A 23,202-nucleotide genomic window follows, 5' to 3' on the forward strand; every position below is an offset into this window, starting at 1 on the left:
ATCCGCCCCACAAGGGCCCACAACGACACAACAGACAGAGGGTTAGCATGAAGCTCAGAACGCTCACCGCCGCCGTGGCGATGACCACCGCCGCCTCCGGCCTGCTGATCGTCTCCGCCCTGGAGAACCCCGCCCAGGCCCAGGAGACCTTCGAATGGAAGCTGGTCACCTCCTGGCCCAAGAACTTCCCGGGCGTCGGCCAGGGCCCGGAGCGCCTGGCCGAGCGGGTCGAGGAGATGTCCGACGGCCGGCTGACCATCGAGGTCTTCGGTGCCGGCCAGCTGGTGCCGGGCTTCGAGGTGTTCGACGCCGTCTCCGAGGGCACCGCCGAGCTGGGCCACTCCGCCTCCTACTACTGGAAGGGCAAGGCCCCGGCGGCCCAGTTCTTCGCCGCCGTGCCCTTCGGCATGAACGCCCAGGAGATGAACGCCTGGCTGCACTACGGCGGTGGCCTGGAGTTGTGGAACGAGCTCTACGACGACTTCGGCGTCGACGTCCTCACCGCCGGCGCCTCCGGCGTGCAGATGGGCGGCTGGTTCAACAAGGAGATCGACTCCGTCGACGACCTGGACGGCCTGAAGATGCGCATGCCGGGCCTGGGCGGCGAGGTGATGCAGCGCATGGGCGTGGCCATCGTCAACATGCCGGGCGGCGAGATCTTCACCTCGCTGCAGTCCGGCGCCATCGACGCCACCGAGTGGATCGGCCCCTACAATGACCTGGCCTTCGGCCTGCACCAGGCGGCCGACTACTACTACTACCCGGGCTGGCACGAGCCCACGGTGATGTTCGAGGCGATCATCAACGAGGAGGCTTATGCCGCCCTGCCCGCCGACCTGCAGGCGATCCTGCGTACCGCGGTGCGCGACGTGAACCAGGACGTGCTCGACGAGTACACCGCACGCAACAACGACGCCCTGGAGACCCTGATCGACGAACACGGCGTGGAGCTGCGCCGCCTGCCGGACGACGTCCTGGCCGAGGCCCAGGAGCACTCCGCCGACGTGGTCGCGGAACTCGCCGAGACCAGCGAGCTGGCCACCCGGATCCACGACTCCTACCGCGCCTTCCAGGAGAAGGTGGTGAACTACCACACCATCTCCGAGCAGGCCTACTACAACGCCCGCAACCCGGACGCGAGCACCGACTGAGGTCGAGGCCTCGCCCCCGCGCAGGGGGCCACCTTCGGGCGCCCCCTGCGTTATCCGGCACACAACGGCGCCAGCCAGGCGTCGGCCCTCGCCGGCACCTCACCCCGCCGTGAAGACCTCGACCCCGGTCACCCACGCGATCATCGGCCAGGGATAGATGCCGAGCAGCACGACCAGGATCGCCAAGCCCAGCACGACCATACCGCCGGCCCGGACTCCCCAGTCGGGCGGGGCATCGTGACGCCGCATGCCGGGCTCCACCAGGTAGAGGGCGACCATCGCCCGCAGGTAGTAGTAGAGGCCGATGACGCTGCCCACCACGATACCGCCGACCAACCACCAGTGACCGGCCTCGACGCCCAGCGCGAGGATATAGAACTTGCCGATGAAGCCCGCGGTGAAGGGAATCCCGGCCAGCGACAGCAGGCTCACGGTGAGCACCGCCGTGAGCCAGGGACGCCGCCAGAACAGGCCCCGATAGTGGTACAGCGCCGCCACGTCCCCGCCGCCGTAGGGGCTGGAGAGCAGTGTCACCACGCCGAAGGCAGCCAGCGTTGCCACCACATAGGTGAGCAGATAGACGCCGCTGGTTTCCAGGGCCAACCCCTCGCCCACCACCAGCGCCACCAGCAGATAGCCGAAATGCGCGATCGACGAGTACCCCAGCAGGCGCTTGAGGTTCGATTGGCGCAGGGCCAGCAGGTTGCCCACCAGCATGCCGGCCAGCGCCAGCGCCGCGAGCAAGCCGCGCAGCCACTCCGCCTGAAAGCCGGGTGTCGCCAGCACCAGGCGCAGCAGCACCACGAACACCGCGACCTTGCTCGCCGACGCCAGGAAAGTCGCGGCCGGGCCCGGTGCGCCGTCGTAGACATCCGGTGTCCACAGGTGGAACGGCACGATCGACACCTTGAAGCCCAGCCCGACCAGCAGCAGGCCGATGCCCGCCAGCCCCCAGGACGCCGGGCGTTCGCCGAACACCCCCGCCACCCCCGCCAGGTCCAGACGGCCGGTCTGGGCATAGATCAGTGCCATGCCGAACAGCAGGAAAGCGCTGGCCGCCGCCGACAGCATGAAGTACTTGATCCCGGCCTCCAGCGAGCGCCGTTCGGTGAAGGCGTAGGCCAGCATGCCGTAGAGCGGCATGGACAACAGCTCCAGGCCGATGAACAGCGTGGCGAGGTGCCGGCTGGCCGCCAGCACCATGCCCCCCGCCGCCGCACACAGCAGCAGCAGGTAGAACTCTTCTCGCGGGCCCGGATAGCGTTCCAGATAGCCGTAGGCCAGGGCGACGCACACCAGCGAGGCGCCCAGGATCGTCGCGCCGGCCAGCAGCGCCAGGCCGTCGATGACCAGCAGCGGCACCTCGATCGGCGCCCGCGACCAGATCACCAGCAGCGCCACCAGGGCCGCCACGAGGCCGGCCACGGTGAGCGTCGCCGTACCGGCATGGTGGCGGCGCCAGGCGATACCCAGCATCACCGTGATCGCCGCGGCACACACGAGGATCAGCGGCAACAGGGCCACGAGGTGTGTCCCGGTCAAGGTCATGAGTCCCCCAGCGGCATGGTGGTGGGCGAAGGCGTCGCGGCATCGTCGAACAGTCGCTGAACCTCCTGCATGGCGGGGCCGGCGGTATCGAGCAGCGGTTGCGGATAGAGCCCGAGCACCAGCACCAGCGCCAGCAGGCCCAGCAGCATGGCGTATTCCCGCCCATCGAGATCGGCCAGGCTGGACTCGCTGCGGGGCGGACCATAGTGAACCCGCTGCATCAGCAGCAGCGAATAGATCGCCGCCAGCACCAGGCCGGCGCTGGCGATCGCCACCACCCAGGGAGCCACAGGGAAGCTACCGAACAGGATCATGAACTCGCCGACGAAGTTGAGCGTTCCCGGCATCCCCAGGGAGGCGACGACGAAGCACAGCATGAACGCCGGCAGGCTGCCCAGGCGTCCCCAGAGGCCGCCCATCTCGCCCAGGTCACGGGTATGCAGGCGTTCGTGGAGTTGGCCACTCAGGATGAACAGGGCCGAGGTGGAGAAGGCATGGGCCACCAGCAATACCACCACCCCCTGCAACGCCAGTTCGGTGCCGGCGTAGATGCCGATCAGCACGAACCCCATGTGCGAGATGCTGGTGTAGGCGATGAACCGCTTGATGTCCTGCTGGCCGCAGGCGAGCAGCGCGCCATAGACGATGCCCACCAGCCCCAGCCCCATGGCCAGCGGCGCGATCGCCTGGGAGGCCTCGGGAAACAGCGGCAGCGCGAAGCGCAGCAGGCCGTAGGCGCCGGTCTTGAGCAGGATGCCGGCCAGATCCACGCTGCCGGCGGTGGGTGCCTGGGCATGGGCATCGGGCAGCCAGCCGTGGAAGGGCACCACCGGCAGCTTGACCGCGAAGGCGAGGAAGAAACCCAGCATCAGCCACATCGCCACCTCGTCGGAGAGCGGCGTCTCGCGCAGCGCCGCATAGCTGAAGGTGAGCTCGCCGGTGGCGGCCCGATGGGCGAAGACCAGGCCGAGGATCGACACCAGCATCAGCAGGCCGCTGGCCTGGGTATAGAGGAAGAACTTCGTCGCCGCCCCGATGCGTGACCGGCCCGTCGCGCTGCTGTGGCCCCACAGCGCGATCAGGAAGTACATCGGCACCAGCATCATCTCCCAGAAGGCGAAGAACAGGAACAGATCGACGGCCAGGAAGACCCCGACCACCCCGACCAGGATCCACAGCAGATTGAGGTGGAAGAAGCCGACCCGCCGGCGGATCTCGTGCCAGGAGCAGAGCACCGCCAGCACGCCGAGCAGGGCGGACAGCGCCACCAGCACCAGCGACAGGCCGTCCAGCGCCAGGTGCACCTCGATACCGAAGCGGGGTATCCAGGGTGCGCGCCACTCCAGGGCCCAGGGCACGACACCCGACTCGGCTCCGGCAGGCCAGCGGTAGTCGCCCTGCCACCAGAGGCCCAGCGTGATCAGCAGCACCAGCAGCATGCTGCCCAGGGCGATCCAGCGCGGCACCCCGTCGCCCCAGCGCTCGCCCTGCCAGCACGCCAGGCCGCCGAGGAAGGGAATCAGGATCAGCCAGATCAACGCCATGGGGTGCGGACTCCTTGCCTGTACTGCGTCGTCATCCTCGCTCTCCTTGTCGGCCCGGAAACCGGCGCCTCACGCCGCCACTGCCATCACCAGCAGGATCAGGGTCGCCCCGACCACCATCGACACGGCATAGAGACGCAGCTTGCCGCCCTGGGTGCGCGACAGCGCCACATGCAGCCACCACGCCAGTCGCGCGGGCAGCAGGCCCAGGGCATCGATGGCATCGTGTCGCAACCCGCTCACCAGGCCGCGATAGGGACGCACCAGCAGGCGCTCGTAGGCGGCATCGAAGCCCCAGGCGTGGTGCCACAGGCGCCAAAGCCGGGCGCCCAAGCCACGGGCGGCGACGTCGGCCAGCCAGGCACGGCGGTTCAGGAACAGCCAGGCACCCAGCGCAATCCCCAGCAGGGCGACGCCGCCGGCCAGGAGCTCGAGCGCCAGGTGCCAGCCTTCGCTACCTTCGTGAGGGGCGGGCAGCACGCTCCCCAGCGGCGGCTCGAGCCAGGCACCGAGGAAGGTCGACAGCAGCGCCAGCACCACCAGCGGCAGCCCGTGCGCCAGTCCCTGCCCTGCCTCGGCCCGGCGGGCGCCCTCGCTGCCCGCTTCGCCGTGGAAGATCCCGACGATCAGGCGCAGGAGGTACAGCGAGGTGAGCAGCGAGCCGAGCAGCCCGGCCAGCAGCAGCGCCCCATGGCCCGCGGCCAACGCCTGCCACAGGATCGCGTCCTTGCTGTAGAACCCGGCGGTGACCAGCGGCAGCGCCGCCAGTGCCGCCCCGCCCACCAGGAAGCCGACATAGGCCAGCGGCAGGCGCCGCCATAGCCCGCCCAGGCGGCGGATGTCCTGCTCGTGATGGCAACCGACGATCACCGCGCCGGCGGAGAGGAACAGCAGCGCCTTGAAGAAGGCGTGCGTCATCAGGTGGAAGATCGCCGCCTCGAAGCCGGCCACCCCCAGCGCCAGGAACATGTAGCCGATCTGGCTCATGGTCGAATAGGCCAGCACGCGCTTGATGTCGGTCTGCGCCAGGGCGGCGAAGCCGGCCGCCAGCAATGTCAGGGCGCCGATCACCCCGGTCAGCCACAGCACGGCCGGGGCGAGCAGGAAGACCCCGTGCAGCCGCGCGACCAGATAGACCCCGGCGGTGACCATGGTCGCCGCATGGATCAGCGCCGACACTGGGGTGGGGCCGGCCATGGCGTCGGCTAGCCAGGTGTGCAGCGGCAGCTGCGCCGACTTGCCCAGCGCCCCGCCCAGCAGCAGCAGCGCCGCCAGTTCGACCAGGGGGTCGCCGGCCGACCAGCGCTCGGGCGCACGCTGGAGAATCTCGGCAATGTTCAGCGTGCCCAGTTCGCGGAACAGCAGAAACAGCCCGATGGCCAGGAAGGCATCGCCGATGCGGGTGACGAGGAAGGCCTTGAACGCCGCCCGGACGTTGGCGGCGGTGCGGTAGTAGTGGCCGATCAGCAGGTAGCTGCACAGCCCCACGCCTTCCCAGCCCAGAAACAGCAGCAACAGATTGTCGCCCAGCACCAGCAGCACCATGCTGGCCACGAAGAGGTTCATGTAGGCGTAGAAGCGCGTGACGCCCTCCTCGCCCTGCATGTACCAGGCGGCGAACCAGTGGATCAGCAGGCCGACGCCGGTGATGACGCCGAGCAGGGTCAGCGACAGGCCATCCAGCCTCAGGCCGATGGTGGGCTGGAAGTCGCCCACCGCGATCCAGCGCCACAGCGTCAGCGTCCGGGCCTCGGGCGCGGCGAGGTAGTGGTGGGCCAGCAGCGCCGTGACCAGGGCCGCCAGCGCCACGCTGGTCACCCCGACCCAGGTCGTGCCACGCCGGCCCAGTCGCGCCCCGGAGAAGGCCAGGATCAGCGTCCCGGCCAGGGGCAGCAGGAAGGTCAGCGGCAGGGTCCAGGTCATCGATCCTCCCTTTAGCCACGCATGCCGCTGGCCGTGTCGATATCCAGCGTCTTGAAACGGCGATAGAGCTGGTTGAGCAGCGCCAGCCCCACGCTGGCCTCCGCCGCCGCCAGGGTGATCACCAGCAGGAACATCGCCTGGCCCTCGGCCTGGTCCCACGCCATGCCGGCGACGATGAACGCCAGGCCCGCGGCATTGAGCATGATCTCCAGGCTGAGCAGCATGAAGATCATGTTGCGCCGGAACATCAGCCCGGCCAGGCCCAGCGTGAACAGCACGGCCGCCAGCACCAGGCCATGCGCCATGGGAACGCCATTCATGCGCCGTCCCTCCCGCTATCCGCTTCCCGCGACACCGAGCGCCCCACGTGCGAGGCGGTGACCAGGGCCGCCAGCAGCAGCATCGCCACCAGCTCGACCACCACCAGCCAGGGCCCGAACAGCACCATGCCCACGGCCTTGGCGGTGAGGGTGTCGCCCTCGATCACCCGGCCGATATCGCCGTGCTGGAGGGTCGCGAGCAGCACGACCAGCAGCAGCGCCGCCAGCACGGACGGCCCCACCCAGGTCCGCGGCCCCAGCCAGGCACGCTCGCGGGCGGTCACCGCCGCGTTCAGGTTGAGCATCATCACCACGAACACGAACAGCACCATGATCGCCCCGGCGTAGACGATGACCTCCAGCGCCCCGGCGAAGGGCGCGCCGAGGGCGAAGAACACCAGGGCCACGGCCAGCAGCGAGACGATCAGGTAGAGCAGCGCATGGATGGGGTTGGTGCTGGTGATTACCCTCAGCGTGGCCAGCACGGCGACCAGGCCGCTTGCGTAGAATGCCAGTTCCATACAGGACCTCCGTGTGTCGGCTGAGTCGGGTCGGACGAGCCTAGGGCAGCAGCGTCCTGACGTCGCGAGGCGGCTTCTCGTCCTGCGCCTCGCCCTTGCCCTTGCCGGCGATGGCCAGCCCCGCCACCTTGTAGAAGTGGTAGTCATGGTCCTTGCCGGGCCCGTCGATCTGCAGGTCCTCCTTTTCGTAGACCATGTCCTGGCGCCGGTACTCGCTCATCTCGAAGTCGGGGGTGAGCTGGATCGCCGAGGTCGGGCACGCCTCCTCGCACATGCCGCAGTAGATGCAGCGCGAGAAATTGATGCGAAAGGAGGCGGGATACCAGCGGCCATCCTCCGCCTCGCCCTTCTCGAGGGCGATGCAGTCCACCGGACAGGCCACCGCGCAGAGGTTGCACGCCACGCAGCGCTCCTCGCCATCCGGGTCGCGGGTCAGGACGATGCGACCGCGGAAGCGCGGCGACAGGTAGACCGCCTCCTCGGGGTAGCTGACCGTCTCGCGCTTGCGGAAGGCGTGACGGAACACCATGCCGAGGGTGCGCAGTTGCGACCAGGTTGCAGGAATCAGCGATGTCCACATCTCGTGCCTCCTCGGTTCAGTCAGCGGCCGGCGACAGCCACAGGATGGCGGCACCGGTCACCAGCAGATTGATCAGCGTCAGCGGCAGGCAGACCCGCCAGCCGAAGCTCATCATGCGGTCGAAGCGTGGGCGCGGCAGGGAGGCGCGCAGCAGCACGAAGAGCACCAGCAGCGCCGCGGTCTTGAGCGCGAACCACACGAAGGGGGGCAGCCAGGGGCCGTGCCAGCCACCGAAGAACAGCGTCACGATGAGCGCCGAGACCAGCACCATGCCGAGGTACTCGCCGACATAGAACATGCCGAACTTCATGCCCGAGTACTCGATGTGATAGCCGTCGGCCAGTTCCTGCTCGGCCTCGGGCTGATCGAAGGGATGGCGATGGGTCACCGCGACCCCGGCGACCAGGAAGGTGCAGAAACCGAAGAACTGCGGGACGATGAACCACAGCCCCTGCTGGGCGGCGACGATGTCGCGCAGATTGAACGACCCCGCCAGCGCCACCACGCCCATCAGCGACAGCCCCATGAACACTTCGTAGGAGAGCGTCTGGGCGGTGGCACGCATGGCGCCGAGCAGCGCGTACTTGTTGCCGCTCGACCAGCCGCCCAGCAGCACGGCATAGACGTTGATGCCGGCCATGGCGAAGAAGAACAGCAGCCCGATGTGCCAGTCCGCCACGCCCCAGGTCGGGGTCCAGGGGATGATCATGAACGACAGCAGCAGCGAGGCCATGGCGATGGCCGGTGCCAGCACGAAGAGGGCGCGGTCGGCGAAAGGCGGGATCCAGTCCTCCTTGAACAGGATCTTGATCATGTCGGCGACCAGCTGCAGCGAGCCCCAGGGACCCACGCGATTGGGACCATGGCGATCCTGCCACAGGCCCAGCAGGCGGCGTTCGACCACGGTCATCACCGCCGCCAGCAGCAGCGCGCCGGCGAGGATCGCCAACGCCTGCGCCATGGCGGCGAGCACGACCACGAGCATCTCCGTCGACCCGTTCACGGCTGAGCCTCCCCATCCCCGGGTACCACCGACAGCCTGGCCGGTGCTCCGCTCGATAGCGCGGCCGCCAGGCCGGCAGGGATCCCGACCAGGCCGCTGGGCAGTGCCGCATCGACCAGCAGCGGCAGCGTCAGGTGCACCAGCGAGGTCTCGATGACCAGGGTGTCCCCCGCCTCGGCCGCGAGCCGCCGGGCATCCGCGGGTGCCAGGCGCAGGGTCGGGGCCGGCGCGCGCGCCATGATCGGCGCCGCGCGTGACGAGGTTTCCTCGCCACCGAACAGGCGGGGCAGCACCACGACCCGCCACTCGCCGACCCCGGCTTCAAAGGGCGGCGGTATCGCGTCGACATGGCCGGCGACGCCCGCCGCCGGCTCCAGCAGCCTGGCGCCGGGGTCCCCGCCGCGCAGGTGGCCGCCCACCTCGTCGGTGAACTTGTTCCAGGCCTGCGGCGAGTTCCAGCCCGGCGCCCAGGCGAAGGGCACCTCCCGGCGCGGTCGATCGAAGCCGGCATAGCCCTCCATGGAAAAGGTGAAGGGCGTGTCGGGATCCCGAGGGGGCGACGGCTCGCTGACATCGAGATCGGCGCGCATTGCCGTGCGCCCGCTGTAGCGGTGCGGCTGGCGGGCCAGCTTGAGGCCGCAGACCCGCTCGTCGGCCCCCGGTGCGGCCGCGACGATCCCGGCCAGCACCGGGTGGCGCCGCGCGCAGTCGCGGGTGAGATCATCGAAGGCGACGTCGGGCAGCGTGCGGCGCTGGAGACCGGCATGCAACGCCAGCAACCAGCGCCAGCCCGGATGGATGCGCGACTCGGGGCGGTGATAGCGCGGCTCGTACACCGGGTAGAAACGCTGGGCGCGGCCCTCGAGACTGACCAGGGTGCCGTCCGCCTCGGCGAAGCTGGCGGCGGGTAGGCCCAGGTGAGCCCGCTCCCAGGTCGCGGTGCGCTGATGATCGAGGGCAATCACCGTCTCGGCAGCGGCCAGCGCGCGATCCACGCGCTCGCCCGGCAGGCGCCGATGGAGGTCGTTTTCCAGCACCACCACGGCATCGGCGTCACCTTGGCCGAGCGCGTCGAGTGCCCACTCCAGCGGTCGGCCATCGAGCAGCTCAACGCCGGTGCTGTTGGCCTCGCGACGCACCAGCGTCAGGCCGCCCCGGCGTTCCCGGGTCGCCAGCGCCCGCGCGACATTGCCGGCGGCCTCGAGGATCGCCGGCGACTCGAGCGAGCCGCCGGCGATCACCAGCGGACGCCGGGCCGAGCGCAGCGCCTCGGCGATGCGCTCGGCCGTCGCCCGGGTGCGCTCGTCGAGCCCCCCGACGGCGGGCGCCGTCGCATCGATGGCGTGGGCCACCGCGAAGCCCAGGCGGGCGATGTCATCGGGGGCCAGGTGCAGGCAGCGCTCGGCGATGGCGTCCAGCTCGGTGGTCGTGGGGTAGGCGATGAACAGCGGATGACGGGCATCCTGCGCCAGGGTCATCACCGCCTCGGCATTCCAGGCGGGGATGTCGCGGGCTTCGGCCAGGACCTCGCGACGCCCCAGCACCGCCTGGCGCACCGCCAGCCCCAGCCGCGCGGCGCTCGCAATCAGGTCCTCGCCGAGCACCAGCACGGCGTCGTGCGCCTCGACCTCGCGCAGGGTCGGCGTGGGCAGGCCGGCATCGAGGTTGAGCCGACGCATTCGCGCCAGGCAGACCTGCTCACGCTCGGCGATGCCGGTGGAAAAGTTGTCCTGGCCGACCAGTTCGCACAGCTGGTGGTTGCTCTCCAGGCTCGCCCGCGGCGAGCCGATGCCGATCACCCGTCGGGCCCGGCGCAGTGCCTCGCCGCCGCGCTCCAGGGCCTCGTCGACGTCCAGGACGCGCGTCTCCCCCGCCGCGGCGTGCCATTCGGGGCGGCGCGGGCGATCGTCACGATTGACGTAGCCATGGCCGAAGCGGCCACGGTCGCACAGGAAGAAACGATTGACCTCACCATGGTAGCGGTTCTCGATGCGCCGGATCTCGCCATAGCGCTCGCCGGGGCTGGTGTTGCAGCCCACCGCGCACTGGTGGCAGACGCTGGGGGCGAACTGCAGGTCCCACTTGCGGGCATAGCGCTCGGAATGGGGCCGGTCGGTGAACACGCCGGTGGGGCAGACCTCGGTCAGGTTGCCGGCGAAGGCGTTCTCCAGCACCCCCTCGCGATGGCGGCCGAAATAGATGTTGTCGCCGGCGCCGAAGGCGCCCAGGTCCGTGCCGCCGGCATAGTCGCGGTAGAAGCGCACGCAGCGGTAACAGGTGATGCAGCGGTTCATCTCGTGGGCGATGAAGGGCCCCAGGTACTGATTGCGATGGGTGCGCTTGCGAAAGCGGTAGCGGCGCCGGTGATGGCCGGTCATCACCGTCATGTCCTGCAGGTGGCAGTGACCGCCCTCCTCGCACACCGGGCAGTCGTGGGGATGGTGCACCATCAGCCATTCGATGACGTTGGCACGGAACTCGCGGGCCTGGTCGTCGGCGATCGAGATCCGGGTGCCGTCGGCGGCCGGCGTCATGCAGGCCATGACCAGCGCCCCCTGGGTGTCATCGGCGTCCCGGTACTGCTTGACCGCGCACTGGCGACACGCCCCCACGCTGCCCATGGCCGGATGCCAACAGAAATAGGGCAGATCGAAGCCCAGGGTCAGACAGGCCTGGAGCAGGTTGTCCCGGTCATCGACCGCATAGCGGCGACCGTCCACCTGAATCGTCGCCATCAGCCTCCCTCCTCCCTTGCACCGGCGATGCCGCGGGCGAATTCGTCGCGGAAGAAGTGGATCGCCGAGGCCAGCGGCATCGCCGCGCCGGGGGCATGGGCGCAGAAGGTCTTGCCGGGCCCCTGATCCGCGGCCAGCGCCTCGAGCCGTTCGATGTCCCCTGGCTGCCCCTCGCCACGCTCCAGCGCGCGCAGCAGTTCCACCGCCCAGGGCAGGCCGTCGCGGCACGGCGTGCACCAGCCGCAGGATTCGCGGGCGAAGAACTCTTCCAGGTTGCGCACCAGCGCGACCAGGCTCTGATCGTCGGCCACCAGGGTGAGAAGGCCGGTGCCCAGGCGACTGCCGGCCTTGCCGATGGTGTCGAAGTCCAGCGCCAGGTCGAGGTGCTCGGGCAGCAGGAAGCCGGTGCTGCCGCCACCCGGCAGCCAGGCCTTGAGCGTGCGGTCGTCGCGCAGCCCCCCGGCGCGGTCGAGCAGCTCGCCCGCCGGGGTGCCCATGGGCAGTTCCCACAGCCCGGTGCGCCGCACCTGGCCCGAGACGCCGTAGAGCTTGGTGCCGCCGTCGTCGCTGCGCTCCCCGGAGAGCCCCTGGTACCAGTCGGCCCCGAAGCGCAGCGCCGCCGGCACGTTGCACAGCGTTTCGACGTTGTTGACCACGGTCGGCTTGCCCCAGGCGCCGGACTGGCCGGGAAACGGTGGCTTGGCCCGCGGGTTGGCGCGCTGCCCCTCCAGGGAGTTGATCAGGGCGGTCTCCTCGCCGCAGATATAGCGTCCGGCCCCGGTGTGCAGGGCGATGTCGAAGTCGAAGCCGCTGCCGGCGATGTCGCGGCCCAGCCAGCCGGCGGCGCGCGCCTCCTCGATGGCCCGCTCCAGCGCTTGCGCTGCCGCGACGTATTCGCCGCGCAGGAAGATGTAGCCGTAGTACGCCGCATTGGCGTAGCCGCCGAGAATCATGCCCTCGAGCAGCAGGTGCGGCAGCTGTTCGAGCAGCAATCGGTCCTTGAAGGTACCGGGCTCCATCTCGTCGGCATTGCACACCAGGTAGCCGCGCGGCACCTCCTCGCCCTTGAGCGTCAGGCTCCACTTGACGCCCGCCGAGAAGCCGCCGCCGCCGCGACCGCGGATATTGGCCGCCTTGAGGGTCTCGATCACCGCATCCGGCGTCTGATGGCCGAGCACCTGGCGCACCACGCCGTAGCCGTCCTTGGCGACATAGTCGTCGAGGTCGACTCGCTCGCCGTCATCGCGCAGCCACCAGGTCAGCGGATGCGTCTCGAGGCGACGCTCGCCCCCCGCCTGGTGCAGCCGGCTGCGGTAGCGCGTCGCGGTCATGGGTATGCCTCCAGCAGGGTGGCCAGGTCCTCCGCCGCGACGGTGGCGTAGGTGTCGTCATCGATCATTAGTGCCGGGGCGCCATCGCACGCCCCCAGGCAGCAGGCCGGCAGCAGCGTGAAGCGGCCATCGTCGGTGGTCTGGCCGAAGTCGATGCCCAGCTGGCCGGCCAGCGCCGCGTGCAGTGGCTCGAAGCCGGTGAGGAAGCACACGCTGCTGTCGCAGATCAGGATCACGTGACGGCCCACCGGCTGGCGGAAGATCAGGCTGTAGAAGGTCGCCACGCCTTCGACCGAAGCGGGTCCGATGCCCAGTGTCTCGGCGATGGCGACGATCGCTCCGTCCGGCACCCAGCCATGTCGGCGCTGGACGATCTTGAGCGCCTCGATGCACGCCGCCTGCGGCTGCTCGTAGTGGCGACGCTCCTGCTCGATGGCGCGCCGGTCCTGCGGGTCGAGCACGAAGCCGTCGCCGTCGCTTGCCAGGGGCTCCAGGTTCTCTCTCATGGGTCAGCGATCCACATCGGCCATGACGAAGTCGAGACTGCCCAGGTGGGCGATCAGATCCGAGACGAGAGCGCCGCGGATCACCGCGGGAATCTGCTGCAGGTGGGGAAAGCTGGGGGTGCGGATACGGGTGCGGTAGCTCATGGTGCTGCCGTCGCTGGTCAGGTAGTAGCCGTTGATGCCCTTGGTCGCCTCGATCATCGCCAGCGACTCGTTGGCCTCGAGCACCGGCCCCCAGGACACCTGCAGGAAATGCGTGATCAGCGTCTCGATGTGCTCCAGCATGCGCTCGCGGGGCGGCGGGGTGGTCAACGGATGGTCGGCCTTGTAGTCGCCGGCGGGCATGTGATCGACGCACTGCTGGATGATGCGCAGGCTCTGGCGCATCTCCTCGATACGCAGCCGGCCGCGATCGAGGATATCGCCGTTGGCGCCCACCGGCACCTCGAAGTCGAACTGCTCGTAGCCCGAATAGGGGCGCTGCTTGCGCAGGTCGAAATCGAGGCCGGTGGCACGCAGGTTGGGTCCGGTCACCCCCCAGGCCAGTGCCTCCCGGGTGGTGTAGGCGGCGATGTGGCGGGTCCGCTGGCGCACGATGGCATTGTCCATCATCGCTCGCTCGTACTCGCGCAGGCGTTTCGGCATCCAGGCGAGGAAATCCCGCATCAGTCGCTCCCAGCCCCGGGGCAGGTCCTGGGCCACGCCCCCGATGCGAAACCATGCCGGATGCATGCGAAAGCCGGTGATCGCCTCGATCACCTCATAGGCCTTCTGGCGGTCGGTGAAGGCGTAGAACACCGGGGTCATCGCCCCCAGGTCCTGCAGGTAGGTGCCGAGGTAGAGCAGGTGGCTGTTGACGCGAAAGAGTTCGGTCAGCATCACGCGGATGACCTTGACCCGCTCCGGCACCTCGATGCCGGCGAGCGTCTCCGCCGCCAGCACATAGGGCAGGTTGTTCACCACCCCACCGGTGTAGTCGACGCGATCGGTATAGGGGATGTAGCTGTGCCACGACTGCCGCTCGGCCATCTTCTCGGCACCGCGATGGTGGTAGCCGATATCCGGCACGCAGTCGACGATCACCTCGCCGTCGAGCTGCAGCACGATACGAAAGGCGCCGTGCGCCGAGGGGTGGTTGGGGCCGAGGTTGAGGAACATGAAGTCGGTGTCCTCGCTCTCGCGCTGCATGCCCCACGCCTCGGGGTCGAACTGCAGTGCCCGCTGCTCCCGTTCCTGGCCCTCGACGGTCAGGGTATAGGGGTCGAACTCGGTAGCCCGGGCCGGATAATCCTTGCGCAACGGATGCCCCTCCCAGGTGGGCGGCATCAGCAGGCGCGTCAGGTGCGGATGGCCGCGGAAGACGATGCCGAACATGTCCCACACCTCGCGCTCGTACCAGTCGGCATTGGGGTAGAGCGACCGGACGCTGGGTAGCGTCAGGTCGCCTTCGGCCAGGGCGACCTTGAGCATGACATCACGATTCCGCGACACCGAGAGCAGATGGTAGAAGACGGTGAAATCCGCCTCGGGCAGCCCCTCGCGCCGCGAGCGCAGGCGCTCGTCGACCGCCGAGAGGTCGAAGAGCATCTCGAAGGGCTCGGGCATGTCGCGCAGCAAGGCGAGCGCGTCGCACAGCGACTCCCGCGCCAGCCATACCACCGGCATGCCGGTCAGGGTGGCTTGCACGCCAATCGCCCGGGCCCCCAGGCGCTGCCTGAGGGCGACGACGACCGGGTCGTCTGCCCTGTCCTCCCGGGACGCCGCGTTCGACGGCATGGCCTGACTCATCGATCGCATTCGCTTTCACTCCCGGCTGAATGACGATGCCGATAGCGCCTCATACGTCGTCCGGTGTACGCAGTTCCGTGGCATGAATGCGACGCTCGCGCAGTGTCTCGCGTCGCGACGGCAGCTCGGCCCGATAGACGCCCTGGTCGCCGACCACCCACGACAGCGGCCGGCGCTCCGCCTGAATCGCGTCCTGCAGCAGCCGCAGCCCTTCCAGGAAGGCCTCCGGCCGTGGCGGGCAACCCGGCACATAGACATCCACCGGCAGGAACTTGTCGACCCCCTGCACCACCGAGTAGATGTCGTACATGCCCCCCGAGTTGGCGCAGGAGCCCATCGAGATCACCCACTTGGGCTCGAGCATCTGGTCGTAGAGCTGCTGGATCACCGGCGCCATCTTGATGAACACGGTACCGGCGATGACCATGAAGTCCGCCTGGCGCGGCGAGGCGCGGATGACTTCCGAGCCGAAGCGGCCGATGTCATGGGGGGAGGTGAACGCCGTGGTCATTTCCACGTAACAGCACGACAGGCCGAAGTTGTAGGGCCACAGGGAGTTCTTGCGCCCCCAGTTGACGACGCTGTTGAGGACGTCGTCGAGCTTGCCGGTGAAGATGTTGCGCTCGAGCTGCTGCCGGGTGGGTGCCTCGACGCGGCGGCGTTCGCCCAGGGGGTAGCGGGCATCTCCCGCCACGCTGTCGTCGGCACGCGTCAGGGTGTACTCCATGCGACTTCCTCCAGCACGGACACAAGTGTCAGGCTTCGCCTGGGGCGCCGGGAGATCAGGCTCTGCATTGGCCTGCGGTGGAGAGACCGGCCGGGCCTTGGCCTGCCGGCCGGCATTCCTGATGCCCAGGCGCCAGCTCGTCAGGACCGGTGTTCGAGGGGGCGGCGGCGTGGCGCCCAGTCCAGGGCGCCGACACGGCTGTCGTAGACCAGGCCGGCGAGCAGGATGAAGATGAACACCGCCGCGCCCCACAGGCCAGGCCAGCCGACCTCGCGCACCGCGGCGGCCCAGCCGAACAGGTAGACGGCCTCGATATCGAAGATCACGAACAGCATCGCGACCAGGTAGAACTTGACGGAAAAGCGCTGACGGATACTGCCGGCGCCGACCACCCCGGATTCGAAGGGCAGGCTCTTCGCCGGCCCCGAGCTGCGTCCTCCCAACAGGCTGGCGATACCGGCCATGAACACGCACAGTACCAGCACGGCCAGGACGAACAGCCCCACGGCCCATTGCTCGGCAATCACGGCGCTGGCGGTTTGGCTCATGTCGCTCCTCGATGGTTCGCCGACCCGGCCCCTGCGTGTCAATGCCTCGGCAAGAGCAGGCGGCATTGAAAAGCGTTCCCTGATATCCGGATGGAAGGCGGCTGCTATTGAGGATAGGTGATGAGACGCCCTTTGTCAGAGTGGTCCCTGAGGCTCACTCACCGACACCACCTTGCGATACCATGACGTCATGACACAGCCACGACCGATTCCCAATGCCCTGACCATCGCCGGCTCGGACCCCAGCGGGGGCGCCGGCATCCAGGCCGACCTCAAGGCGTTCTCGGCGCTGGGCGCCTATGGCACCAGCGTGATCACCGCCCTCACCGCCCAGAGCACTCGCGGCGTCGCCGGCGTGCACCCGGTCCCGGCCGACTTCATCGGCCTCCAGCTCAAGACCCTGCTCGACGACGTGCACATCGACGCCGTCAAGATCGGCATGGTGGCCAGCCGCGAGGTGGCCGAGACGATCCGCGCGGCACTGGAGCGTCGCCGGCCGCACTGGACCGTGCTGGATCCGGTGATGGTGGCCAAGAGCGGCGACGTCCTGGTGGACGACGCCGGCATCCGCGCGGTGCGCGACGTCCTGGTGCCGCTGGCCGACCTGATCACCCCCAACCTCCCGGAGGCCGCAGTGCTGCTCGACCGGCCGGCGCCCACCGACCGGGCCGGCATGGAGGCCCTGGCGCCGGCCCTGCGCGAGTTGGGTGCCGGGGCGACCCTGCTCAAGGGGGGCCACCTGGAGAGCGCCGAGTGCCCCGACCTGCTGATCACCGCCGAGGCCACGACCTGGGTCGAGGCGGTGCGGGTCGACACCGCCAATCTCCACGGCACCGGCTGCTCGCTCTCCTCGGCGATCACTGCCCGCCTGGCGGCCGGCGCCACCCTGCCCGCGGCGGTGGCGGACGCCAAGCGCTGGCTGGGCGAGGCGCTGGCCGCCAGCCAGCGCCTGGCGGTGGGTCGGGGGCACGGCCCGGTGCACCACTTCCACGCCTGGTGGTGACCCGGCGAGCTTGCAGGCCCGCGCCTCCCCACCCATGCTGAAGGCTGTCCCACCGGGATCACCTGCCATGGGAGGGAGTCATCATGACCCAGACCCTGCTGTTCGCCTGCGACCTCTCCGCCGAGAACCGTGCCGCCTTCGCCCGCGCGGTGCGCCTGGCCGACGAGCATGGCGCCCGCCTGGACGTCATCCACGTGCTCGACCCCTACCTGCCGCGGCGGGTGCTCCATGACCTGGAGGAGGCGGTGGTGGCGGACATGCAGGCCATGCTCACCGACATTCGCGAGGACTACGCCCTCCCCGAACCCCGGGTGCTGATGCAGACGGTGGCCGGCTCCCCCTATGCCGAGATCATCCGCGAGGCCCACGAACGCGAGGTGGACATGATCGTGCTGGGCGCCCACCGCAAGCGCGGCCAGCCCGACCTGGTGGCCGGCACCACCCTGGCCCGGGTGCTGCGCAGCGCCCCCTGCCCGGTGCTCTCGGTGAGCCACACCGCCAACCAGGCGTGGCACGACATCCTGGTGCCGGTGGATTTCTCGCTCACCTGCCGCCATACCCTGCGCGAGACCCTGAGGCGCTTCCCCGACGCCCGCCTGACCCTGCTGCACGCCTGGGACATCCCCGGCGAGCGCGAGCTGGGCTCCCAGGGCGACTACGCGCGCTGGCGCGACCGTGAGGTGGCCCGCCTGCGCACCCAACTGGAGCGCGAGACCGAGCAGCTGATGGCGGAACTCGACGACGTGCCGGAACTCGAGCTGGTACTGGAGCAGGGCGACCCCCTGGAAGTGCTGATGACGCGCCTGCGCCGCCAGCCGCCGGACCTGCTGGCGCTGGGCAGCCGCGGCCAGTTGGGGCGCCAGAGCCAGATCACCGAGCGGCTGCTGGCCGAGCCCCACTGCGACATCATGCTGTGCCGCGCCTGGTAGGCGCCCCGATGGACGGCCCGAGCCCCTGTTCGCTGCGACCGCCGAGGCGCCCGCGCATGCTACCCTTGGCGGTTTTCAGGGACGCCGAGGACGACGCATGAAGGCACTGATCCAGCGCGTGACCCAGGCCAGCGTGACGGTGGAGGACCGCACGGTCGGCGCCATCGACCACGGCCTGCTGGCCCTGGTAGGGGTCGAGAAGGGCGACGACGAGGCCGCCGCCCGCCGCCTGCTGCACAAGCTGCTGCACTACCGGGTGTTCGCCGACGCGGCGGGCAAGATGAACCTCGATGTCCAGCAGGTCGAGGGCGGGCTGTTGCTGGTCTCCCAGTTCACCCTGGCGGCGGATACCCGCAAGGGGCTGCGGCCGAGCTTCTCCAGCGCCGCCCCGCCCGCCGAGGGCGAACGCCTCTTCCACTACCTGCTGGACCGCGCCCGCGACGCCTGGCCGAGGGTCGCCAGCGGCGAATTCGCCGCCAACATGCGGGTCGCGCTGATCAACGACGGGCCGGTGACGTTTCTCCTCGAGAGTTAAGAGGGAAGAGGGAGGAGGGAAGACAGGATGGGGGTGTGTCTTCCCGCTTCGAGCGGCGTAGCCGCGTCTTATGTCTCCGCGCGCAGCGCGGCTTCTTCCAGCGCCTCCTCGGCGGCCAGCCACTCGGCCTCGTGCTCCTCCAGCCGCGACTTGAGCTCACCCTGGCGGGCCAGGGTGGCGGTCAGCTCGTCCTTGCGGGCGGCGTCGGTGTAGAGCTCGGCGTCGGCCAGCGCCGCCTCCACCTCGGTGAGTTGCGCCTGCACCTTCTCCATGGCCTGCTCGGCACGGTCGCGGCGGCGCTTCAGCGGGCGCAGCTTCTCGCGCAGCTCGGCGGCGGCGCGCCGGGCGGCCTTGCGGTCCTCCTTGGGTGCCGCGCCCTCCGCCTGGCGCTCGGCCTTGTCGACCCGCGCCTCGCGGCGTTCGCCCTCCAGCCTGGCCTTGAGCCAGGCGCGGTAGTCCTCCAGGTCGCCGTCGAAGGGCTCGACACGATGGTCGGCCACCCGCCAGAACTCGTCCACGGTAGCCCGCAGCAGGTGGCGGTCGTGGGAGACGATGATCACCGTGCCCTCGAAGCCGACCAGCGCCTCGGTGAGCGCCTCGCGCATCTCCAGGTCCAGGTGGTTGGTGGGCTCGTCGAGCAGCAGCAGGTTGGGCCTCTGCCAGGCCACCAGGGCCAGCGCCAGGCGCGCCTTCTCCCCGCCGGAGAAGCGCCCCACCTCGCCGAAGACATCGTCGCCCCGGAAACCGAAGCCGCCCAGGAAGTTGCGGATGGTCAGGTCCGCCGCGGTGGGCGAGAGGCGCTGCACGTGCATGAAGGGCGTCGAGGCGAGATCCAGTCCCTCCAACTGATGCTGGGCGAAGTAGCCGACGGCCAGGTGCTCGCCGGGCACCCGCCGGCCGGAAAGCAACGGCAGCTCCCCGGTGAGCGACTTGATCAGGGTCGACTTGCCGGCGCCGTTGGGGCCCAGCAGGCCGATGCGCTGGCCGGGCAGCAGGGTCAGCTTGACGTCCTCGAGCTGGACCGTCTCGTCACCCGAGGCGTCACGATAGCCGAGCCGCGCCTCGTCCAGCACCAGCAGCGGATGGGAGGTCTTCTCCGCGGCGGGCAGGGTGAAGTGGAAGGGCGAGTCGGCATGGGCCACGGCGATGTCGCCCATGCGCTCGAGCATCTTCAAGCGGCTCTGGGCGGCACGTGCCTTGTTGGCCTGATAACGGAAGCGCGCCACGAAGCGCTCGATCTCCTCGCGCCGCGCCTGCTGCTTGGCGGCCTCGGCCTGCTGCAGGGCCAGCTTCTCGGCGCGGGTACGTTCGAAGGTGGTGTAGTTGCCGCGGTAGAGCACCAGGCTGCGGCGATCGAAGTGCACGATATGGTCGCAGACGGCATCCAGGAAGTCGCGGTCGTGGGAGATCAGCAGCAGGGTACCGGGGTAGCGCACCAGCCACTGCTCGAGCCACAACAGGGCGTCCAGGTCCAGGTGGTTGGTGGGCTCGTCCAGCAGCAGCAGGTCGGAGGGCATGAACAGGGTGCGCGCCAGACCCACCCGCATGCGCCAGCCCCCGGAGAAGTCCGACAGCGGCCGGTCGAGGTCGGCCTGGGTGAAGCCCAGCCCGACCAGCAACTGGGCCGCGCTCGAGGGCGCGCTGTAGCCATCGAGGGCCTCGATGACGCCGTGCAATTCGGCCTCGCGGTGATCGTCGCCGGCCTCGCGGGCGGCGGCCAGGGCCGCCTCGGCCTCACGCAGTTCGTGGTGGCCATCGAGCACGTGGTCGACGATGGGACGCGCCAGCGCCTCCACCTCCTGGGCCATATGGGCGATGCGCTGACCGCCGCTCATCTCGACCTCACCCCGATCCGGGACCAGCTCGCCGAGCAGCAGCTTGAAGAGGCTCGACTTGCCGGCACCGTTGGGGCCGACGATGCCGGCCTTGTGGCCGGCGTGGAGGGTCAGGTCGGCGCCCTCCAGCAGGGCCTGGGTGCCGCGTTGCAGGGAAACTTGGCGCAGTGCGATCATGCGGGCTCCACGGGCTGTGCATGGGCTGCCGCCGTGGCGGCAGCGAGACGATGACCCACGATTCTACCGAAATGGCGGCCCGCCTGCGGGCTCGCCTCGCCGCGGCACCGCTCTGGCCCTTCGCCCTCGACCTCTACGCCCGCCCGGGGGTCGAGGCCGCCTGCCTGCGCCTGCAGGACGAGGCCGGCGTCGACGTCTGCGAGTTGCTGTGGCGCTGCTGGCTGCTGCACCACGGTGCCGTGCCCGACGTCGCGCTGGAGGCCAGCCTGGCGGAGATCCGGGCCTGGCAGCGCGAGGTCACGGCTCCGCTGCGCCGGCTGCGTCGCGGCCTGAAGGCCCGGGCGGCACGCTGCGAGGGCGTCGCCGCGCTGCGCGAGACCCTCAAGCGGGCGGAGCTGCAGGCCGAGAGAGAGACGCTTTCCCGCCTGCAAGACCTGACGTTGTGCGACCAGTCGGGACCGCTTTCCGCGCCCCACCCCGACTATGAAAAAGTTCTCGCCGAAACCCTAAAACTGCAGAAAAAACCGCATCTTTCAACGCTCAACAGCCTGGTTGCCTGCCTTGACCCTCCCCGGGGGCCACGCTAGCCTGAAAATCAGACGAGTGAATGTGATGTTCACCTGAAGCCCGGTGGCGAACGACTCGCCTTGCATGGGCCAAACCTGCAGAGGGACCACAAGAATGAAGTCACACAAGCTGTTGTCCACCGCCGGTATCGGCGCGCTGATGTTAGGCATGACCTCCGCCGCCATGGCAGACAACTGGCGCTACGCCCACGAGGAGTACGAGGGCGATGTCCAGGACGTCTTCGCCGTGGCCTTCAAGGAATACGTCGAGGAAAATTCCGACCACACCGTCCAGATCTATCGCTTCGGCGAACTGGGCGAGTCCGACGACATCATGGAGCAGACCCGCAGCGGCATCCTCCAGTTCGTCAACCAGTCGCCGGGCTTCACCGGGTCCCTGATCCCGTCGGCTCAGATCTTCTTCATCCCCTACCTGCTGCCCACCGACATGGAAACCGTGCTCGAGTTCTTCGACGAGAGCGAGGCCATCAACGAGATGTTCCCGGAGATCTATGCGGAACACGGCCTGGAGCTGCTCCAGATGTACCCGGAGGGCGAGATGGTGATCACCACCGACGAGCCGATCAGCTCGCCGGAGGATCTCGACAACAAGAAGATCCGGGTGATGACCAACCCGCTGCTCTCCGAGACCTACAGCGCCTTCGGCGCGACCCCCACGCCGCTGCCCTGGGGAGAGGTCTACGGCGGCCTGCAGACCGGCATCATCGACGGCCAGGAGAACCCCATCTTCTGGATCGAGTCCGGCGGCCTCTACGAGGTGTCGCCGCACCTGACCTTCACCGGCCACGGCTGGTTCACCACCGCCATGATGGCCAACCAGGACTTCTTCAACGGCCTCTCCGAGGAGGACCAGCAGCTGGTGAATGAGGCCTCCGAGGCGGCCTACGATCACACCATCGAGCATATCCAGGGCCTGTCCGAGGAGTCGCTGGACAAGATCATGGAAGACTGCGGCGACGAGTGCAGCGTCACCCGCCTCGATGAGGAGCAGATCCAGGCCTTCCGCGAGCGTGCGCCCCAGGTCGAGGAGGAGTTCCTCGAGATGACCGGCGAGACCGGCGAGGAACTGCTGAACCAGTTCAAGGCCGACCTCGAGGCCGTCAACGAAGACGCGGAGTGATAGCGAGCCGCGCTGGATGGCAGGGGGGTGGCCCACCCGGGTCACCCCCCTGCTCGTTTCCGGCCACGCCGTCGCAGCGTGCACCCAGCGTTGACCCTCGAGGCCGGGTGCCCATAGCGCACAGGATATGCTGACAGGCAAGGGAACCCATCTACCCGTAACGCATGCTGGAGGGAGAGCGCCGCCATGACGGATGAAGAGTCCGAAAAGAACTACCGCTCAGGCCTGCCGGGCCCCCTCGGGGTCGTCGACACCTTCATGAGCAAGCTGGAGGCGGTGCTGCTCGCCATGGGCGTGCTGCTGATGGCCATCAATACCGTCGCCAACGTCATCGCCCGTTTCATGCTGGGCGGTAGCATCTTCTTCACCGGGGAGATCAATCGCATCCTGATCATCATGATCACCTTCGCCGGCATCGGCTATGCGGCCCGTCACGGCCGGCACATCCGCATGTCGGCGATCTATGATGCCCTGCCGGTGGGCGGGCGCAAGGCGCTGATGATCTGCATCTCCCTCTTCACCTCGCTGGTGATGTTCTTCCTGCTCTACTACGCGATCGTCTACATGCTGGACCTGAGGGCCAGTGGTCGCGTGCTGCCGGCGCTGGGCTTCCCGATCTGGGTCATCTACGTCTGGGCCCCGCTGGGCTTCCTGATCACCGGGATCCAGTACCTGCTTACCGCCATCAAGAACATGACGTCGCGGGACGTCTACCTGTCGACCGGCGTGATCGACGGCTACAAGGATACGGAAACGGAAGTCTGACGCAGGGCGACACGCCTGAGGGAGCG

At 69.0% G+C, this 23,202-nt stretch carries 21 protein-coding genes; 7 read left to right on the forward strand and 14 right to left on the reverse strand.

What is annotated here, in order from left to right; translation table 11 throughout:
- Nucleotides 1-47: 47 nt before the first annotated feature.
- Entirely contained in the window at nt 48-1,151 is a 1,104-nt protein-coding gene (locus QWY80_RS14620) for a TRAP transporter substrate-binding protein (protein WP_290232926.1), read from the forward strand.
- 99 nt (nt 1,152-1,250) lie between these two features.
- On the opposite strand, the gene nuoN is transcribed toward QWY80_RS14620, so the two are convergent.
- The 13 genes from nuoN to ndhC all read right to left on the reverse strand — a co-directional run bounded on the left by nuoN (nt 1,251) and on the right by ndhC (nt 16,225).
- Nucleotides 1,251-2,699, reverse strand: a complete 1,449-nt coding sequence (gene nuoN / locus QWY80_RS14625; protein WP_290232928.1) for an NADH-quinone oxidoreductase subunit NuoN — start codon at nt 2,697-2,699, stop codon at nt 1,251-1,253.
- Nucleotides 2,696-4,243: an NADH-quinone oxidoreductase subunit M gene (gene nuoM, locus QWY80_RS14630; RefSeq protein ID WP_290232930.1), complete on the reverse strand. Its 1,548-nt coding sequence runs from the start codon at nt 4,241-4,243 to the stop codon at nt 2,696-2,698. Before nuoM ends, nuoN begins: the two co-directional genes overlap by 4 nt.
- 69 nt (nt 4,244-4,312) lie before the next feature.
- A complete protein-coding gene (nuoL, locus tag QWY80_RS14635; RefSeq protein WP_290232932.1) occupies nt 4,313-6,166 on the reverse strand; it encodes an NADH-quinone oxidoreductase subunit L in 1,854 nt (617 codons plus the stop codon).
- Nucleotides 6,167-6,177: 11 nt separating this feature from the next.
- Nucleotides 6,178-6,486: an NADH-quinone oxidoreductase subunit NuoK gene (gene nuoK / locus QWY80_RS14640; protein ID WP_290232934.1), complete on the reverse strand. Its 309-nt coding sequence runs from the start codon at nt 6,484-6,486 to the stop codon at nt 6,178-6,180.
- Nucleotides 6,483-7,007 carry an NADH-quinone oxidoreductase subunit J gene (gene nuoJ, locus QWY80_RS14645; RefSeq protein ID WP_290232935.1) on the reverse strand — a complete coding sequence of 175 codons (525 nt, stop codon included), beginning with the start codon at nt 7,005-7,007 and terminating at the stop codon, nt 6,483-6,485. Before nuoJ ends, nuoK begins: the two co-directional genes overlap by 4 nt.
- Nucleotides 7,008-7,047: 40 nt before the next feature.
- Complete coding sequence (nuoI, locus tag QWY80_RS14650; protein WP_290232937.1) at nt 7,048-7,587, reverse strand: NADH-quinone oxidoreductase subunit NuoI; 540 nt, start codon at nt 7,585-7,587, stop codon at nt 7,048-7,050.
- Nucleotides 7,588-7,603: 16 nt separating this feature from the next.
- Entirely contained in the window at nt 7,604-8,572 is a 969-nt protein-coding gene (nuoH, locus tag QWY80_RS14655) for an NADH-quinone oxidoreductase subunit NuoH (protein WP_290234154.1), read from the reverse strand.
- A 14-nt stretch (nt 8,573-8,586) separates the two neighbouring features.
- Entirely contained in the window at nt 8,587-11,325 is a 2,739-nt protein-coding gene (nuoG, locus tag QWY80_RS14660) for an NADH-quinone oxidoreductase subunit NuoG (protein WP_290232939.1), read from the reverse strand.
- Nucleotides 11,325-12,656 (reverse strand): NADH-quinone oxidoreductase subunit NuoF, encoded by a 1,332-nt coding sequence (gene nuoF / locus QWY80_RS14665; protein WP_290232941.1) that lies wholly within the window; start codon nt 12,654-12,656, stop codon nt 11,325-11,327. Before nuoF ends, nuoG begins: the two co-directional genes overlap by 1 nt.
- Nucleotides 12,653-13,162 carry an NADH-quinone oxidoreductase subunit NuoE gene (gene nuoE / locus QWY80_RS14670; protein WP_290232944.1) on the reverse strand — a complete coding sequence of 170 codons (510 nt, stop codon included), beginning with the start codon at nt 13,160-13,162 and terminating at the stop codon, nt 12,653-12,655. Before nuoE ends, nuoF begins: the two co-directional genes overlap by 4 nt.
- Before the next feature lie 3 nt (nt 13,163-13,165).
- Entirely contained in the window at nt 13,166-14,938 is a 1,773-nt protein-coding gene (nuoC, locus tag QWY80_RS14675; protein WP_290232946.1) for an NADH-quinone oxidoreductase subunit C/D, read from the reverse strand.
- A gap of 61 nt (nt 14,939-14,999) precedes the next feature.
- Nucleotides 15,000-15,677: an NADH-quinone oxidoreductase subunit B gene (locus QWY80_RS14680; protein ID WP_290232948.1), complete on the reverse strand. Its 678-nt coding sequence runs from the start codon at nt 15,675-15,677 to the stop codon at nt 15,000-15,002.
- A 140-nt stretch (nt 15,678-15,817) separates the two neighbouring features.
- On the reverse strand, nt 15,818-16,225 hold the full coding sequence (ndhC, locus tag QWY80_RS14685) for an NADH-quinone oxidoreductase subunit A (RefSeq protein ID WP_290232951.1): 408 nt from the start codon (nt 16,223-16,225) through the stop codon (nt 15,818-15,820).
- A 190-nt stretch (nt 16,226-16,415) separates the two neighbouring features.
- On the opposite strand from ndhC, the gene thiD reads away from it, so the two are divergent.
- The 3 genes from thiD to dtd all read left to right on the forward strand — a co-directional run bounded on the left by thiD (nt 16,416) and on the right by dtd (nt 18,692).
- Nucleotides 16,416-17,228 (forward strand): bifunctional hydroxymethylpyrimidine kinase/phosphomethylpyrimidine kinase, encoded by an 813-nt coding sequence (gene thiD, locus QWY80_RS14690; RefSeq protein ID WP_290232953.1) that lies wholly within the window; start codon nt 16,416-16,418, stop codon nt 17,226-17,228.
- 83 nt (nt 17,229-17,311) lie between these two features.
- Entirely contained in the window at nt 17,312-18,157 is an 846-nt protein-coding gene (locus QWY80_RS14695; protein ID WP_290232955.1) for a universal stress protein, read from the forward strand.
- 97 nt (nt 18,158-18,254) lie between these two features.
- Nucleotides 18,255-18,692 carry a D-aminoacyl-tRNA deacylase gene (dtd, locus tag QWY80_RS14700; RefSeq protein WP_290232957.1) on the forward strand — a complete coding sequence of 146 codons (438 nt, stop codon included), beginning with the start codon at nt 18,255-18,257 and terminating at the stop codon, nt 18,690-18,692.
- Nucleotides 18,693-18,760: 68 nt separating this feature from the next.
- Here the strand turns inward: dtd and QWY80_RS14705 are convergent, their stop codons facing one another.
- Entirely contained in the window at nt 18,761-20,704 is a 1,944-nt protein-coding gene (locus tag QWY80_RS14705) for an ABC-F family ATP-binding cassette domain-containing protein (protein ID WP_290232960.1), read from the reverse strand.
- 50 nt (nt 20,705-20,754) lie between these two features.
- Here QWY80_RS14705 and QWY80_RS14710 point away from each other — a divergent pair, with 50 nt between their 5' ends.
- The 3 genes from QWY80_RS14710 (at nt 20,755) to QWY80_RS14720 (ending at nt 23,176) form a co-directional block, all read left to right on the forward strand.
- Nucleotides 20,755-21,291: a TIGR02444 family protein gene (locus QWY80_RS14710; RefSeq protein ID WP_290232962.1), complete on the forward strand. Its 537-nt coding sequence runs from the start codon at nt 20,755-20,757 to the stop codon at nt 21,289-21,291.
- Nucleotides 21,292-21,385: 94 nt separating this feature from the next.
- The gene (locus QWY80_RS14715; protein ID WP_290232966.1) at nt 21,386-22,411 is read left to right on the forward strand and encodes a TRAP transporter substrate-binding protein; all 1,026 of its coding nucleotides are present in this window, start codon (nt 21,386-21,388) and stop codon (nt 22,409-22,411) included.
- 186 nt (nt 22,412-22,597) lie between these two features.
- Nucleotides 22,598-23,176 (forward strand): TRAP transporter small permease, encoded by a 579-nt coding sequence (locus QWY80_RS14720; RefSeq protein ID WP_290232967.1) that lies wholly within the window; start codon nt 22,598-22,600, stop codon nt 23,174-23,176.
- Nucleotides 23,177-23,202: the final 26 nt, after the last annotated feature.

Origin of the sequence: Halomonas ramblicola (assembly GCF_030409215.1) — a bacterium.
GTDB classification, from domain to species: Bacteria; Pseudomonadota; Gammaproteobacteria; order Pseudomonadales; family Halomonadaceae; genus Halomonas; species Halomonas ramblicola.

What these genes read in the sequence shown, in the direction of transcription:
- QWY80_RS14620 (WP_290232926.1), top strand. Translation starts at nt 48, where the DNA reads ATGAAGCTCAGAACGCTCACCGCCGCCGTGGCGATGACCACCGCCGCC.
- nuoN (WP_290232928.1), bottom strand. Translation starts at nt 2,699, where the DNA reads ATGACCTTGACCGGGACACACCTCGTGGCCCTGTTGCCGCTGATCCTC.
- nuoM (WP_290232930.1), bottom strand. Translation starts at nt 4,243, where the DNA reads ATGGCGTTGATCTGGCTGATCCTGATTCCCTTCCTCGGCGGCCTGGCG.
- nuoL (WP_290232932.1), bottom strand. Translation starts at nt 6,166, where the DNA reads ATGACCTGGACCCTGCCGCTGACCTTCCTGCTGCCCCTGGCCGGGACG.
- nuoK (WP_290232934.1), bottom strand. Translation starts at nt 6,486, where the DNA reads ATGAATGGCGTTCCCATGGCGCATGGCCTGGTGCTGGCGGCCGTGCTG.
- nuoJ (WP_290232935.1), bottom strand. Translation starts at nt 7,007, where the DNA reads ATGGAACTGGCATTCTACGCAAGCGGCCTGGTCGCCGTGCTGGCCACG.
- nuoI (WP_290232937.1), bottom strand. Translation starts at nt 7,587, where the DNA reads ATGTGGACATCGCTGATTCCTGCAACCTGGTCGCAACTGCGCACCCTC.
- nuoH (WP_290234154.1), bottom strand. Translation starts at nt 8,572, where the DNA reads ATGCTCGTGGTCGTGCTCGCCGCCATGGCGCAGGCGTTGGCGATCCTC.
- nuoG (WP_290232939.1), bottom strand. Translation starts at nt 11,325, where the DNA reads ATGGCGACGATTCAGGTGGACGGTCGCCGCTATGCGGTCGATGACCGG.
- nuoF (WP_290232941.1), bottom strand. Translation starts at nt 12,656, where the DNA reads ATGACCGCGACGCGCTACCGCAGCCGGCTGCACCAGGCGGGGGGCGAG.
- nuoE (WP_290232944.1), bottom strand. Translation starts at nt 13,162, where the DNA reads ATGAGAGAGAACCTGGAGCCCCTGGCAAGCGACGGCGACGGCTTCGTG.
- nuoC (WP_290232946.1), bottom strand. Translation starts at nt 14,938, where the DNA reads ATGCCGTCGAACGCGGCGTCCCGGGAGGACAGGGCAGACGACCCGGTC.
- QWY80_RS14680 (WP_290232948.1), bottom strand. Translation starts at nt 15,677, where the DNA reads ATGGAGTACACCCTGACGCGTGCCGACGACAGCGTGGCGGGAGATGCC.
- ndhC (WP_290232951.1), bottom strand. Translation starts at nt 16,225, where the DNA reads ATGAGCCAAACCGCCAGCGCCGTGATTGCCGAGCAATGGGCCGTGGGG.
- thiD (WP_290232953.1), top strand. Translation starts at nt 16,416, where the DNA reads ATGACACAGCCACGACCGATTCCCAATGCCCTGACCATCGCCGGCTCG.
- QWY80_RS14695 (WP_290232955.1), top strand. Translation starts at nt 17,312, where the DNA reads ATGACCCAGACCCTGCTGTTCGCCTGCGACCTCTCCGCCGAGAACCGT.
- dtd (WP_290232957.1), top strand. Translation starts at nt 18,255, where the DNA reads ATGAAGGCACTGATCCAGCGCGTGACCCAGGCCAGCGTGACGGTGGAG.
- QWY80_RS14705 (WP_290232960.1), bottom strand. Translation starts at nt 20,704, where the DNA reads ATGATCGCACTGCGCCAAGTTTCCCTGCAACGCGGCACCCAGGCCCTG.
- QWY80_RS14710 (WP_290232962.1), top strand. Translation starts at nt 20,755, where the DNA reads ATGACCCACGATTCTACCGAAATGGCGGCCCGCCTGCGGGCTCGCCTC.
- QWY80_RS14715 (WP_290232966.1), top strand. Translation starts at nt 21,386, where the DNA reads ATGAAGTCACACAAGCTGTTGTCCACCGCCGGTATCGGCGCGCTGATG.
- QWY80_RS14720 (WP_290232967.1), top strand. Translation starts at nt 22,598, where the DNA reads ATGACGGATGAAGAGTCCGAAAAGAACTACCGCTCAGGCCTGCCGGGC.